Genomic DNA, 13,617 nt, shown 5'->3' on the forward strand with positions numbered 1-13,617 from the left:
TTGTCTGGTGACAATGGCAAAGAGGTCACACCTGTTCCCATGCCGAACACAGAAGTTAAGCTCTTTAGCGCCGATGGTAGTCGGACTTACGTTCCGCAAGAGTAGGACGTTGCCAGGCAATTGAATTATTCCACAGTAGCTCAGTGGTAGAGCTATCGGCTGTTAACCGATCGGTCGTAGGTTCGAGTCCTACCTGTGGAGCCATATGGCCCCGTGGTCAAGCGGTTAAGACACCGCCCTTTCACGGCGGTAACACGGGTTCGAGTCCCGTCGGGGTCATTACATATTTGGAGGATTAGCTCAGCTGGGAGAGCATCTGCCTTACAAGCAGAGGGTCGGCGGTTCGAACCCGTCATCCTCCACCATTTTAATTTAATAGTACGGAGGGGTAGCGAAGTGGCTAAACGCGGCGGACTGTAAATCCGCTCCTTCGGGTTCGGCAGTTCGAATCTGCCCCCCTCCACCATTTATGGGCTATAGCCAAGCGGTAAGGCAATGGACTTTGACTCCATCACGCGCTGGTTCGAATCCAGCTAGCCCAGCCATTAGAGCCATTAGCTCAGTTGGTAGAGCATCTGACTTTTAATCAGAGGGTCAGTGGTTCGAGCCCACTATGGCTCACTAGTAAGCACTTCTCACAAGAGAAGTGCTTTTTTTGTATATAAAATTAAAAATCCTTTTGTTATTTACTCAATCTAGGTTATATAAAGTTATTATAATTATATAAGTATGAAGTATAACGATCTTCTTTTATAGTTAAAGCTTTTGAATAAAGTTTGTTTTTTAATTTATACATTTTACTGTTTAATAAAATGATAAAAACCGATACTAAAAGGATTTGTTTTGAATGATAAATCACTATATTGATTTTATATGTAAAAAGCCTGAAATGAAGAGAAAATGCTATTTTAACAACGCTTGAAATGTTAATGTCTTTAGATTACTCTAGAAACATATAACAACAAAGGGGTTTTAAAAATGAATAAAACAGTAGAAATTATTGGAGTACCTTCAACATTTGGACAAAGGAAATTAGGGGTAAACCTTGGTCCAGATGCGATTCGATATGCTGGAATTGAAGAACGTATTAAAGCAATAGGACTATCTGTTAAAGATTCTGGGAATATTGCAGTACCTAAATTAGATTTAGAAAAGTTTAATTCAGAGCAAGAAGGCTTACGTAACATAGAGGAAATCATAGAAACATCAAATATATTAAGTGATGCGGTATCAACTAGCATTGAGCATAACCATTTCCCACTTGTATTAGGGGGAGATCATTCAATTGCAATTGGTTCTATATCAGGTGTTAGTAAGCATTACGAGAACTTAGGTGTTATTTGGTATGATGCACATGGTGACTTAAATGTACCTGAAGAATCACCTTCAGGTAATATACATGGCATGCCGTTACGTGTACTTGCGGGTGAAGGCGATGATCGTTTGGTTAATGTCTCTGATTATTCACCAAAAGTTAAACCTGAAAATATTGTGCTTATAGGCATGAGAGATTTAGATGAAGGTGAAAAACGCTACATAAAAGAGCATAATATTAAAACATTTACTATGGCTGAAGTTGACCGTTTTGGTATTAAACAAGTGATTGAAGAAACAATTGCTTATTTAAAACCTAAAACTGATGGTATTCACTTGTCACTAGATGTTGATGCCTTAGATCCTGTTGAAACACCAGGAACAGGTACTAGAGTACTTGGCGGTTTAACATATAGAGAAAGTCATTTTGCATTAGAGTTGTTACATAATTCTAATCTCATTACTTCTATGGATTTAGTGGAGGTTAATCCACTAATCGATCATAATAATGACACAGCAGAGCAAGCAGTAGGTTTAGTAGGTAGTTTCTTTGGGGAAACACTACTATAATTCACTTGAAATTATGTTAATGACAAAGACACATGACCCAAGTAATTAGTTATGAAGTAATATTAGAATGTTTGGCTATATCAAAACGTATTTTGTCATGTTTTAGTGTCAGTTAGTTTTATTGGGGCGGGATAATGAAATCTTATTTAAAAATAAGATTTCAGATTCTCTCCCTTTTTTGATTTTGCTAAAAATTTAAATACTAAATATGACAGTTAGTGTTATGATTGGTATAATATATAACATGGGAACAGATAACCGGAGGAGATGTTATGGAATTATCCAGCTTTTTTGATAACTGGAGTACAGTTAAAATAATAGCAAGTGTACTCGATTTACTCATAGTATGGTATGTACTTTATCTTCTCATTACAGTTTTTAAAGGTACCAAAGCCATTCAACTATTAAAAGGTATTGTTGTAATAGTAATTGGTCAACAATTGAGTAAAATACTGAACTTAACAGCTACATCCCGTCTTTTTGATTTAGTTATTCAATGGGGGGTATTAGCGTTAATCGTGATATTTCAACCAGAAATTCGTCGTGCCTTGGAACAACTTGGTAGAGGTAGCTTATTTAAACGTTATTCAACGAATTTAAATAGTGATGAAGGCAAGTTAATATCTTCTGTGTCAAAAGCAGTACAATATATGGCTAAACGTCGTATAGGTGCACTGATTGTATTTGAAAAGGAAACAGGGTTACAAGATTATATTGAAACAGGCATCGCAATGAATTCAGAAATATCACAAGAACTATTAACAAATGTTTTTATACCAAACACGCCTTTACATGACGGTGCGATGATAATTCAAGAGAATAAGATCGCTAGTGCTGCGAGTTATTTGCCCTTATCTGATAGCGCTAAAATTGCTAAAAGTTTAGGGACAAGACATAGAGCTGCAGTAGGTATATCAGAAGTATCAGATGCGTTCACTGTTATCGTTTCAGAAGAAACAGGATCTATTTCTGTTACATTTGACGGTAAATTAAGAAAAGATATTTCAAATGAAGCATTTGAAGAATTATTAGCTGAACATTGGTTTGGTACACACTTTCATGAGAAAGGTGTGAAGTAATATGTTAGAAAGTAAATGGGGCTTAAGATTAATCGCTCTCGTATTAGCGCTTGTGTTTTTCCTATCAGTTAACAATATGTTTGGCAATATATTCAATGCTGATAACTTAGGTCAAAAGTCTACTGAAACGATTCAGGAAGTACCCGTGCAAGTTAAGTATAATAATAAATCATTATACGCTAGCGAAGTGCCTGATAAAGTTGACGTGGAAATTTCAGGTCCTCAATCACAGGTTTTAAAAGCTGAGAATGGTGAAAATATTAAAGCAGTCTTAGATTTAAGTGGCGAAAAAGCAGGAAAGCATACGACGCAATTTCAGGTTAATGGATTGAATAAAGACATTGACTATAGTGTGAAACCGAAAGAGGCCACTGTAAATCTTGAAGAACGTGTGAGCAAAACATTAAAAGTGGAACCGGATGTAAGTAATAATGACTTAGATTCAGACTATAAAATTAGTGAACAAAGCGTTTCACCAGAGACAGTTAAAGTGACTGGTGGTCAAGACCAAATTGATAAAATAGCATATTTAAAAGCAACATATAAAAATAAAAGTAAAATCGCTAAAAATACTACAGATATAGCGAAAATTACTGCATTTGATAGAAATCTTAATAAAATCGACGTTTCAATTCAACCTAATGAAGTTAACTTGAGCGTTAAGGTAGAAGATTATAGTAAAAAAGTAAAAGTAAAAACAAAAGCAGTAGGATCATTATCAAATGGTCGTGAATTAGACAATATAAGTTTAAAAGATGAAGAAGTAGAAATTTATGGTAATAAGGATGACTTAGAAGATATTGATGAAATTACTGCAAATGTAAATTTAGATAATATCTCGGATACTACTGAAAAAAATGTGAAGTTTAAAGTACCTAAAGATGTGACAAAAGTTAATCCGAACGGTACTACAGCTAAAATTACAGTTAAATAGATTTGTATAAATAAAGGAGATATAAAAAATGGCAAAATATTTTGGTACAGATGGCGTAAGGGGAGTAGCAAATAAAGAATTAACACCTGAACTTGCGTTTAAACTAGGGCGCTATGGCGGCTATGTTTTAGCACATAATAAAGGTGAGAAGCACCCTAAAGTACTAGTTGGTAGAGACACTCGTGTTTCTGGAGAGATGTTAGAATCTGCATTGATTGCAGGACTAATTTCTATAGGCGCAGAAGTCATGCGTTTGGGCGTTATTTCAACGCCAGGTGTAGCATACTTAACACGAGAAATGGAAGCCGAATTAGGTGTCATGATATCTGCTTCTCATAATCCAGTTCCAGATAATGGTATTAAATTCTTTGGTTCTGATGGCTTTAAATTATCAGACAACCAAGAACAGGAAATAGAAGAATTATTAGATCAAGAAAATCCTGATTTACCTCGACCTGTTGGTGAAGATATTGTACATTGCTCTGATTATTTTGAAGGTGCACAAAAATACATTAGCTATTTAAAATCAACTGTTGATGTGAACTTAGATGGAATGAAGATTGCATTAGATGGTGCAAATGGTTCTACATCTTCTTTAGCACCATTTTTATTCGGTGATTTAGAAGCTGATACTGTGACAGTTGGCTGTAAAGCAAATGGTTATAATATTAATAAAGATGTTGGTTCTACACACCCTGAAACATTAGCTAAAGAAGTTGTCGAATCAGAATGTGACTTTGGTTTAGCGTTTGATGGTGATGGTGACAGACTAATTGCAGTAGATGAAAAAGGTAATATTGTCGATGGAGACCAAATCATGTTTATTATTGGTCAAGCAATGAGCAAAAATCATGAGTTAAATAATAATATGATTGTTTCTACTGTAATGAGTAACTTAGGTTTCTATAAAGCTTTAGAAAATGAAGGTATACAATCTAACAAAACTAAAGTTGGAGATCGCTATGTTGTTGAAGAAATGAGAAGAGGTAATTACAATTTAGGTGGCGAACAGTCAGGACATATTGTTTTAATGGATTATAATACGACTGGAGACGGTTTATTAACAGGTGTTCAATTAGCTAGTATTATAAAAATGACTGGTAAAAGTTTAAGTCAACTTGCGAGTCAAATGAAGAAATACCCACAATCATTAGTTAATGTTCGTGTAACAGATAAATATCGTGTGGAAGAAAATATCGATGTTCAAGAAATAATGACTAAAGTAGAAGTAGAAATGAATGGTGAAGGTCGTATTTTAGTAAGACCTTCTGGAACAGAACCATTAGTGAGAGTGATGGTTGAAGCATCAACTGATGAAGATGCGCAACGTTTTGCCAATACAATTGCTGATGTAGTTCAAGATAAAATGGGATTAGATAAATAGTTAATAATTTAGTATAAGTAAGGCCTAAATATTTTATACAAGCACATCATATAAAAAGATGTGCTGGGCTACTATTATTAATTGTTTTAAAATAAATTAATATACACTCAATTAAGTAAAGAAGCGGTTGCTATTTTAATAGCAACCGCTTCTTATATTTATAATACATTGTATGCTTGAACAATTTCTTGAGTTAATTGTTCATCTGTTTTAGCAAATTCTTTCAAGAATGCTTCAAGTCCATGTTCTTGAATATAATCATTTTTTTCTACTGTTTCTTGATCATTTGTATCATCGTACTTTAATAGTAAAGCAGCGGTTTTAACTAATGCATCATGTTTTAAATTATTTTGATATAAGTAATTTAATGGTTTTATGATTCTATCTTGTGGTCCGATTTTACGCATTGTACCTCGTCCTACACGGGTAACTTCATCTGATAAGTTTGGATTTTTAAAACGTTCAATAATTTTTTCGACATATTGTGCTTGTTCGTTTTCGTTAAAATCAAACTGTTTGGTAATATATTGGCTTGTTTCTTTAAGCACACGTTCTAAATCATGTCTAATATCTGCATCGTTAACTGCATCTAGAACGGTAGGCTGACCAAAATATCTACCTGCATAAGCAAGGTAAGCATGACCAGTATTTACAGTAAGTAACTTACGTTCAATATAAGGAGTTAAATTATCTACATATTTAATATGGTTAAGTTCTGGACCAAACCATGCGTCCTTCTCAATTACCCATTCATAGAAAGGTTCAACGACAACATCTAAAAGGTTATCATTGGTTTGTAATGGTACAATACGATCAACTGCAGAATTAGCAAAGTGAATGTGTTCAGGTAGTGGACCTGTAATGTCTAAAATTGCTTTTTCTAATGTATTGGTTGCCATGATTGCATTCTCACATGCAACAATATTAACAGGTGTTTCTTTTTCTGCTAAATAAGGAGCAAATGATTTCGCGATTATAGGCAAGATGTTTACACCCACTGCAGTTGTAATTAAATCGGCTTCTAAAACTGCATGTTTTAAACTTTCTGAAGGTGAACTGGAATTGATTGCATCTACATTATGCACACGTATTGTTGTTTTAGCTTCATCAGCTAAAATGACATCATATTCATGATGTTGATCCAATGCAGTGATGATTTCAGCATTAACATCTGCAAAAGTTACTTTTATACCATTATCAGCAAGAATATAGCCAATAAATCCTCTACCTATATTTCCAGCACCAAAGTGTAAGGCTTTCATTATGCATCAGCCTCCTCAAAGACTTGTTTGATTTCCTCTGCTGATGAAGCTTGAATAATACGTTCTACGTTTTCTTCTTCGCTAAAAGTAATAGCTATTTTAGAAAGTAAGTCTAAATGCTCACCATCTTTACCTGCAATACCTACGACAACTTTAACAACTTCGCCGTCCCAGTCGACGCCTTCAGGTATTTGAATTAAAGTTAAACCTGATTTTAAAACACTAGTTTTAGCTTCGTCAGTACCATGAGGGATAGCTAAGCCGTTGCCCATAAATGTTGTTACTACTTGCTCGCGATCTTTCATTGCTTGAATATATGCTTCTGTTACAGCACCACTTGATACTAAAGCTTGGCCTGCCTTTTCAATTGCTTCGTTTTGATCTTTAACTGTTTGGTTGATAAAAATGTTTTCATTGCTAAATAATTCGCTCATTTTATTTCACTCCATATTCAATAATTTTTGTAATTGCATAAGATAACTTTGCTTAAGTAATGTTTGAAGTTGTTCAGGTTGTTCCATAAATCCATCAATATTATCTAGATGTTCGACTAATTTCCCTGAAATATCACTTACAAGTTGTGCCATTGTATCATCAGGTGGGACGAACATACTTAACAAATATCTCACGGAAAGATTGTCATTTTGATTGCTATTAAGCAAAATAGGCTCATTTAAAATGGTTATTAATATAAAAGGTTTCTTTATAATCTCACTTTTTAAATGAGGGATTGCGATTGGATAAGGGGCTAAGACAAACCCTTGATGATCCATGTGTTGCTTAATCAGTTCAGCGAATGACTGGCCTTCCGTGATAATTTGATGTTCCAATAATGTGTTGGTTAAATAAGTTGTCCAGTTCGTAACTGAAGTATAATCTACATTTACAGAATCAATTATTTCTAGTCCTTTTCTGATGTATGTTAATTTTTCTTCAGGATTTAAAATGTTACTATTATTCGTTTCATATGTTTGAATCTTTGGTTGTTTGTGATGTGTGTTTAAAAAAGCTGATACGTGATTTACATCTGCGTCGGGCAGTAAAGGATTCACAGTGATATATGGTAAGGCGATATCTAAATCTACAGTGGAAATAATAGCATCAAATTGTGTTGCATCAATATCATTTAAATCACCAACTGATGCTTGAGTAGTTTTTTGTATATCGCTAAATGTTTGTTGTAACCGTGTTGCTAGTAATCTACTGGTCCCAATCCCACTACTACATACTACGAGTACATTGTAAAAGGCGCTATTTTGATTTTGTAAAGCACCACCAAAATGAAGTACAATAAATGCAATTTCACTATCTGGAAAATTAAAATTTGGCCATGTTTGTAGTAATGCACGATGAACACTTTCAAATAGTCGTGGGTACTTATGTTGAATCATTTCCGTTAATGGATTATAAGTTTCAATATTAGCGTTTAAACGGTTAATTGCTGGAATGATATGCAATTTTAATCCTTCGCTAAGCGTTTTAAAATCTTTAAACGATTGTTGAGAAAAGTGTGAAACCGAATGAATAAATTTCTCGATCTTTGATTCATCCTTACTATCTTTAAATACTTGGGCAGATTCTTTACGTTTCGCACCTCTAAGGTGTATCGTGATAAAAGTCACTTCAGCTTGGTTAAACTGAACACCATAAATATGTTCGAGATGTAAGGCAAGTGCTTGAGCTACCTCGTGTTCAAAAGAATCCTTAACGCTGTTATAAATATCGTCATTTAAAGCTACATATTGATTATTAAGCATTCGTTCAATACTTAAGACAATGTGTACAGTTAAGGTTAAATAACTTGATTCTGTTAAAGAGTAGGGAAGTTGTCCTAAGTGATCCATTAAAATACGTTCAATTTGAAATATTTTGTCCATGTCAACCATTGCCAATTGAGACTGGTTAATAGATTGATATACAAAATGATTTTCAATAACTGAATAGACACTAGTACTGTTTAGATTATTGACCATCAATTGGCTTAATAGTTCACGTTTTTTTGATTCTGCACCATGTAATTGAATACCTTCGCCACGCTTTTTTTGTAGCGCTAATTGGTATTGATCAAGTTCTGTTTCTAAATCGTCTAAAAGCTTTGTCATTGTTTGATTAGAAACTCCGATTTCTTGTGCTAAAACGTATTGTTTAATAGGAGTATTTGTTTGAATCAATGCATATAAAATGATTACTTTTTGCTCTTCTTGTGATAAATCTATGGTATTTTCATGTAATAATGCATGTTTTAGTGAATTTAACGCCATCTCCGTCGTTTTCAGCTGTATGCCTTTTTTGGTAACTCTTTCAAGATCGATATCAAATGTTGATAAAAATGATTCAATAGATTTTAATTCCCTATGAATAGTACGAGAGGATACAGCTAAATGTTGAGCAATGTCGTAAATAGTGACATATTGACCGTGATATTTAATTAACATTTCGATAATTTCTTTTTCACGTGTACTCAAAAACATAGCCATACCCTCCAGTATCGTTCTATATAGTGATTGTTTAATTATTTAAGATTTTCAAGTAATTCATCATATCTAGGTGAATTTAAGAAATTATCAACTGAGATATGAATTGCATTTGGTACTTGTTTAATCGCTCTATCAGTAAGTTTCTTCTGTGTAATAACGAGTTGTGCATCGCCTGGTAATTGATTAATCGCAGTATTTGTTACATCTACGCCTTGTATATCAGCTTTTTTAAATTTATTGCGTAGCATGCTTGCTCCCATAGCGCTTGATCCCATACCAGCATCACAAGCGAATATTACGTGATTTACTTTACTATAATCATGAGCATCTACATTTTCAGTATCATAATTGTCTAGTAAATCTTCTTCAGATTGTGTGTCTGTACTCTCGGAATTGCTAGTGGTTGCACCAGCAACACCTGCTGTTGAAGTTGCATTACTATCTTCATTCCCTTTTAACTTAGAAGATACACTTGATTTTTTCCCTTTTGAAGCTTCCATTTTTTCAGTAGCAGCTTCTAGATCTTCTTCAGGCTCTTTTGTGAATTTTAAAATAATAGCGGCAACGATAAATGAAACAATTGCTGCAAGTAGTACACCGATTACCATGTGTAAAAATTCCCCCTTAGGCGCATTTAACATATAAACGATGAATGATCCTGGTGAAGCGGGACTCTTGAATCCAAAATCAAGTAGAGAATATGTTGCTACACCTGTCATTCCACCTAAAATTACAGCTACGAACAATAAAGGACGCATTAATACGTAGGGGAAGTAAATCTCGTGAATTCCGCCTAAGAAGTGGATAATACCAGCACCGTATGATGTTGCTTTAGCCGTCCCTGTTCCGAAAATCATATAAGCAACTAATATGCCTAAACCTGGTCCAGGATTAGATTCTATTGTGTATAATATTGATTGTCCTGCAGAAGATGCTTGGTCTGCACCAAGTGGCGTGAACACGCCGTGATTAATTGCATTATTTAAGAATACAATTTTAGCAGGTTCTACAATAATACTTACTAATGGTAGTAAATGTGCATGCACTAAAGCTTCTACAGCCAAAGATAAAATATGCATAATAAATTCCATTATTGGAGCTAATATTTTAAATCCAACAATTGTCATAATGAAACCTAAAATACCAGCTGAGAAGTTATTAAATAACATTTCAAATCCTTGTGGTGTTCTTGGCTGAATAAATTCATCAGTTTTTTTCATTAACCAACCAACGAGTGGTCCCATAATCATGGCGCCAAGTAACATTGGTGTGTCTGGTAAAGCAACGATTACACCCATTGTTGCTACAGCTGCGATAATACCCCCACGCATTTCATGTATTAAACGTCCACCGCTATAAGCAATCAGTAATGGTATTAAATATGAAATCATAGGTCCAGCCAATTGACTTAAATCTTTATTTGGCCACCAACCGCCATCTATAAATATAGCGGCGATGAAGCCCCATGCGATAAAAGCACCGATGTTCGGCATAATCATACTACTTAGAAATGATCCGAATGCCTGTACCTTACGACCAATCCCATTATTTTCTTTAGTCTCTGTTTGTGACATATTACTGCACCTCTTTTTCTCTTTTTATTTATAACTTCATTGTAGGTGGCAGTAGTGATTTAAACAATATAAAGTAATTTCAAATTTGTCACACTGTCTTTGACAATTATGACAATATAGAAATTATTATTACTACTTGCATTAACACAAAAAAATAATATAACAAAGATAAAATATGTTATGAACTTAAGTGATTACTTTATAGATAATATGGTTATTGCAAGTACTTAAGGAATACGCAATTATGTTGAGGAAGGTTCGATGATGTTAAAGAAAGCACGATATTTTTAACTAATGCCCAACTTTATTTTTGTGTTTGTAAATATATTGTTAATAAATTGTTTGCATTACAGATGAATAACATTGTACAATTAATGTTATTGAGAGGAAGGAGGAAAGTTAGAGTTTTAAGTCAATTATAGCGCCTGTACAAGCGATGAGGTTACGTATCAATAATTTAAGTTTTAAAACAGAAAGCTTAATAGGTATGTTAATCGAAGTTTGTAGACGAGGAGGATAGTTATCGAACCATCGGCGGATGCTATCCCGGATGTGGCTCATTCGTGAACTTATTAAGGAAAACATTAGGGCAACCTAGTGCACAAAGTTAATAAGATAGCCAAAATTAAATAACTATTATTATAAGGTAATTGAGATAACCATTATTATCAGAAGACCTAATACTATTGATATAAATAGGGATTAGTCTATCTATAATGGTTTTAATTGTATTGAACAAGTTCAAATGCGCTAGAAGTTCAATTATCTCATTGCCATTACATTGGAGGAAAATTAAATGTGTGGAATTGTCGGCTATATTGGTCAAGATAATGCGAAAGAATTATTATTAAAAGGATTAGAAAAATTAGAATACAGAGGTTATGATTCAGCAGGTGTTGCCATTGTTAATGATGAGGGCACATCAGTATTTAAATCAAAGGGTCGTATTGCAGAATTGAGAAAAGTTGCTGATAGCGAAGAAACTGACGGTAATGTGGGAATTGGTCATACACGCTGGGCAACACATGGTGTACCAAATCATGAAAACTCACACCCACATCAGTCTGCAACTGAACGCTTTACATTAGTTCATAATGGAGTAATTGAAAATTATGAAGAGCTAAAAAATGAATACTTAAGTGACATCACTTTCATTTCAGAAACAGATACAGAAGTTATAGTACAATTAGTTGAATATTTTTCAAATACTGGACTAACTAGCGAAGAAGCATTTACAAAAGTTGTATCTTTATTAGACGGTTCATATGCTTTAGGACTGATTGATAATGAAGATAGAGATACAATTTATGTTGCTAAAAACAAATCCCCGTTATTAATCGGTGTTGGTGATGGTTTCAATGTAATTGCGTCAGATGCAATTGCAATGTTACAAGCTACTAATCGTTATAAAGAAATTCATGACCACGAAATTGTTATAGTTAAACGCGATGAAGTAATCATTAAAGACCAAGATGGCAACGTTCAAGAAAGAGAAGCTTATACAGCACAAATTGATGCAGCTGATGCGGAAAAAGGCGTATACGACCACTATATGTTAAAAGAAATTCATGAACAACCAGCAGTTATGCGTCGTATCATTCAAGAGTACCAAGACGAAGATGGTAACTTGAAGATGGATCCAGAAGTGATTAAAGATGTAGCTGAAGCTGATCGTATTTATATAATCGCAGCAGGTACAAGCTATCATGCCGGGCTTGTTGGTAAAGAGTTCATTGAAAAATGGGCTGGTGTACCAACAGAAGTACATGTCTCTTCAGAGTTTGTATATAATACACCGTTACTTTCTGAAAAACCATTATTCATCTATATTTCTCAATCAGGGGAAACAGCAGACAGTCGTGCAGTATTGGTTGAAACAAATCGTTTAGGACATAAGTCTTTAACTATTACTAACGTACCAGGTTCTACGTTATCACGTGAATCTAATCATACATTACTCTTACACGCTGGTCCTGAAATCGCAGTAGCGTCTACAAAAGCTTATACAGCACAAATTGCAGTATTATCTATTTTGTCACAAATCGTTGCGAGAGAACATGGTAGAGATGTAGAAGTAAGTTTATTACGTGAATTAGCAAAAGTTACAACTGCTATCGAAGCAATTGTTGATGATGCAGATATTATGGAACAAATTGCTACTGATTTCTTAAGAACTACACGTAATGCATTCTTTATCGGTCGTACAGGGGACTATAACGTAAGTTTAGAAGGTGCATTAAAACTTAAAGAAATTTCATATATCCAAGCAGAAGGTTTTGCTGGTGGAGAATTAAAACACGGAACAATTGCATTAATTGAAGAAGGCACTCCTGTTATTGCATTAGCTACACAAGAAAAAGTAAACTTATCTATTCGCGGTAACGTAAAAGAGGTCGTTGCACGTGGAGCAAATCCATGTATTATTTCAATGGATGGATTAAATAAAGATGGTGATTCATATGTCATCCCTCATGTACATGAATTATTGACACCACTTGTTTCAGTAGTAGCATTACAGTTAATTTCATATTATGCTGCATTGCACAGAGACTTAGATGTAGATAAACCACGTAACTTAGCAAAATCAGTTACAGTTGAATAAATAGTATATGATTAACAGCTAATTAGTAAATGTATCTGAATGATGTTTTTTTAAATAAAGTCTCTCAAAATATAAAATGGTATTTAAATATTTGTGCAATTTACATCCGTTCGCTTATAATAAAATAAGCGAACGGATGTTTTTTATTTTGATTGGGGTGATAGGGATGGTAGAAAATAAATTAAAGATTTTAGAAATAGTCGATAAAATTTAGAAATAAAAAATATGGTTTACAAGTCGCTTAATCAAGAAGGATTAGAAATTAAGGGTTTTAAAGAAAATTAAATTATTTTTTAAATAAATTAGTTGGAATGAGTGGATGGTACTCACCTCAATTTAAAGAATAGTTTGACGTTTTAGATTCATTTCATAAAATGAGAAACTTTAATTTTTATAATAACTAGCATTTGAAAATGTGATT

The 13,617-nt window shown here is 33.9% G+C and carries 9 protein-coding genes, 6 tRNA genes and 1 rRNA gene; 12 read left to right on the plus strand and 4 right to left on the minus strand.

What is annotated here, in order from left to right:
• Positions 1-3: 3 nt before the first annotated feature.
• The 11 genes from rrf to glmM all read left to right on the plus strand — a co-directional run bounded on the left by rrf (position 4) and on the right by glmM (position 5,281).
• Positions 4-118, plus strand: a 5S ribosomal RNA gene (rrf, locus tag BTM19_RS10580).
• 11 nt (positions 119-129) lie between these two features.
• Positions 130-204, plus strand: a tRNA-Asn gene (locus BTM19_RS10585).
• Between the two features lie 3 nt (positions 205-207).
• Positions 208-279, plus strand: a tRNA-Glu gene (locus BTM19_RS10590).
• A gap of 10 nt (positions 280-289) precedes the next feature.
• Positions 290-365: transfer RNA gene (locus BTM19_RS10595), tRNA-Val, on the plus strand.
• A 17-nt stretch (positions 366-382) separates the two neighbouring features.
• Positions 383-466: transfer RNA gene (locus BTM19_RS10600), tRNA-Tyr, on the plus strand.
• Positions 467-470: 4 nt separating this feature from the next.
• A tRNA-Gln gene (locus BTM19_RS10605) sits at positions 471-545 on the plus strand.
• Between the two features lie 3 nt (positions 546-548).
• Positions 549-621, plus strand: a tRNA-Lys gene (locus BTM19_RS10610).
• Between the two features lie 357 nt (positions 622-978).
• Complete coding sequence (rocF, locus tag BTM19_RS10615) at positions 979-1,884, plus strand: arginase (protein WP_029378033.1); 906 nt, start codon at positions 979-981, stop codon at positions 1,882-1,884.
• A gap of 272 nt (positions 1,885-2,156) precedes the next feature.
• A complete protein-coding gene (gene cdaA, locus BTM19_RS10620; RefSeq protein WP_029378032.1) occupies positions 2,157-2,963 on the plus strand; it encodes a diadenylate cyclase CdaA in 807 nt (268 codons plus the stop codon).
• A gap of 1 nt (position 2,964) precedes the next feature.
• Positions 2,965-3,897 carry a CdaR family protein gene (locus BTM19_RS10625; RefSeq protein ID WP_029378031.1) on the plus strand — a complete coding sequence of 311 codons (933 nt, stop codon included), beginning with the start codon at positions 2,965-2,967 and terminating at the stop codon, positions 3,895-3,897.
• A gap of 28 nt (positions 3,898-3,925) precedes the next feature.
• Positions 3,926-5,281 carry a phosphoglucosamine mutase gene (gene glmM, locus BTM19_RS10630; protein WP_029378030.1) on the plus strand — a complete coding sequence of 452 codons (1,356 nt, stop codon included), beginning with the start codon at positions 3,926-3,928 and terminating at the stop codon, positions 5,279-5,281.
• A 158-nt stretch (positions 5,282-5,439) separates the two neighbouring features.
• Here glmM and BTM19_RS10635 read toward each other — a convergent pair whose 3' ends face one another.
• From BTM19_RS10635 to BTM19_RS10650, 4 genes are read right to left on the minus strand one after another with little or no spacing between them, the layout of a single operon-like run.
• Positions 5,440-6,543, minus strand: coding sequence for a mannitol-1-phosphate 5-dehydrogenase (locus BTM19_RS10635; protein WP_069796621.1), 1,104 nt, complete (start codon positions 6,541-6,543; stop codon positions 5,440-5,442).
• Positions 6,543-6,977 carry a PTS sugar transporter subunit IIA gene (locus BTM19_RS10640; protein WP_029378028.1) on the minus strand — a complete coding sequence of 145 codons (435 nt, stop codon included), beginning with the start codon at positions 6,975-6,977 and terminating at the stop codon, positions 6,543-6,545. The genes BTM19_RS10635 and BTM19_RS10640 overlap by 1 nt, the downstream gene beginning before the upstream one ends.
• A gap of 6 nt (positions 6,978-6,983) precedes the next feature.
• A complete protein-coding gene (locus BTM19_RS10645; RefSeq protein WP_038678942.1) occupies positions 6,984-9,014 on the minus strand; it encodes a BglG family transcription antiterminator in 2,031 nt (676 codons plus the stop codon).
• 41 nt (positions 9,015-9,055) lie between these two features.
• Positions 9,056-10,594, minus strand: a complete 1,539-nt coding sequence (locus BTM19_RS10650; RefSeq protein ID WP_038678940.1) for a PTS mannitol transporter subunit IICB — start codon at positions 10,592-10,594, stop codon at positions 9,056-9,058.
• Positions 10,595-11,390: 796 nt separating this feature from the next.
• Between BTM19_RS10650 and glmS the strand changes: the two genes are divergently transcribed.
• Positions 11,391-13,196 carry a glutamine--fructose-6-phosphate transaminase (isomerizing) gene (gene glmS, locus BTM19_RS10655; protein WP_029378025.1) on the plus strand — a complete coding sequence of 602 codons (1,806 nt, stop codon included), beginning with the start codon at positions 11,391-11,393 and terminating at the stop codon, positions 13,194-13,196.
• Positions 13,197-13,617 lie beyond the last annotated feature (421 nt).

Origin of the sequence: Staphylococcus xylosus, assembly GCF_002732165.1 — a bacterium.
Classification (GTDB): Bacteria; Bacillota; Bacilli; order Staphylococcales; family Staphylococcaceae; genus Staphylococcus; species Staphylococcus xylosus.

What these genes read in the sequence shown, in the direction of transcription:
- rocF (WP_029378033.1), top strand. Translation starts at nt 979, where the DNA reads ATGAATAAAACAGTAGAAATTATTGGAGTACCTTCAACATTTGGACAA.
- glmM (WP_029378030.1), top strand. Translation starts at nt 3,926, where the DNA reads ATGGCAAAATATTTTGGTACAGATGGCGTAAGGGGAGTAGCAAATAAA.
- BTM19_RS10635 (WP_069796621.1), bottom strand. Translation starts at nt 6,543, where the DNA reads ATGAAAGCCTTACACTTTGGTGCTGGAAATATAGGTAGAGGATTTATT.
- cdaA (WP_029378032.1), top strand. Translation starts at nt 2,157, where the DNA reads ATGGAATTATCCAGCTTTTTTGATAACTGGAGTACAGTTAAAATAATA.
- BTM19_RS10645 (WP_038678942.1), bottom strand. Translation starts at nt 9,014, where the DNA reads ATGTTTTTGAGTACACGTGAAAAAGAAATTATCGAAATGTTAATTAAA.
- glmS (WP_029378025.1), top strand. Translation starts at nt 11,391, where the DNA reads ATGTGTGGAATTGTCGGCTATATTGGTCAAGATAATGCGAAAGAATTA.
- BTM19_RS10650 (WP_038678940.1), bottom strand. Translation starts at nt 10,594, where the DNA reads ATGTCACAAACAGAGACTAAAGAAAATAATGGGATTGGTCGTAAGGTA.
- BTM19_RS10640 (WP_029378028.1), bottom strand. Translation starts at nt 6,977, where the DNA reads ATGAGCGAATTATTTAGCAATGAAAACATTTTTATCAACCAAACAGTT.
- BTM19_RS10625 (WP_029378031.1), top strand. Translation starts at nt 2,965, where the DNA reads ATGTTAGAAAGTAAATGGGGCTTAAGATTAATCGCTCTCGTATTAGCG.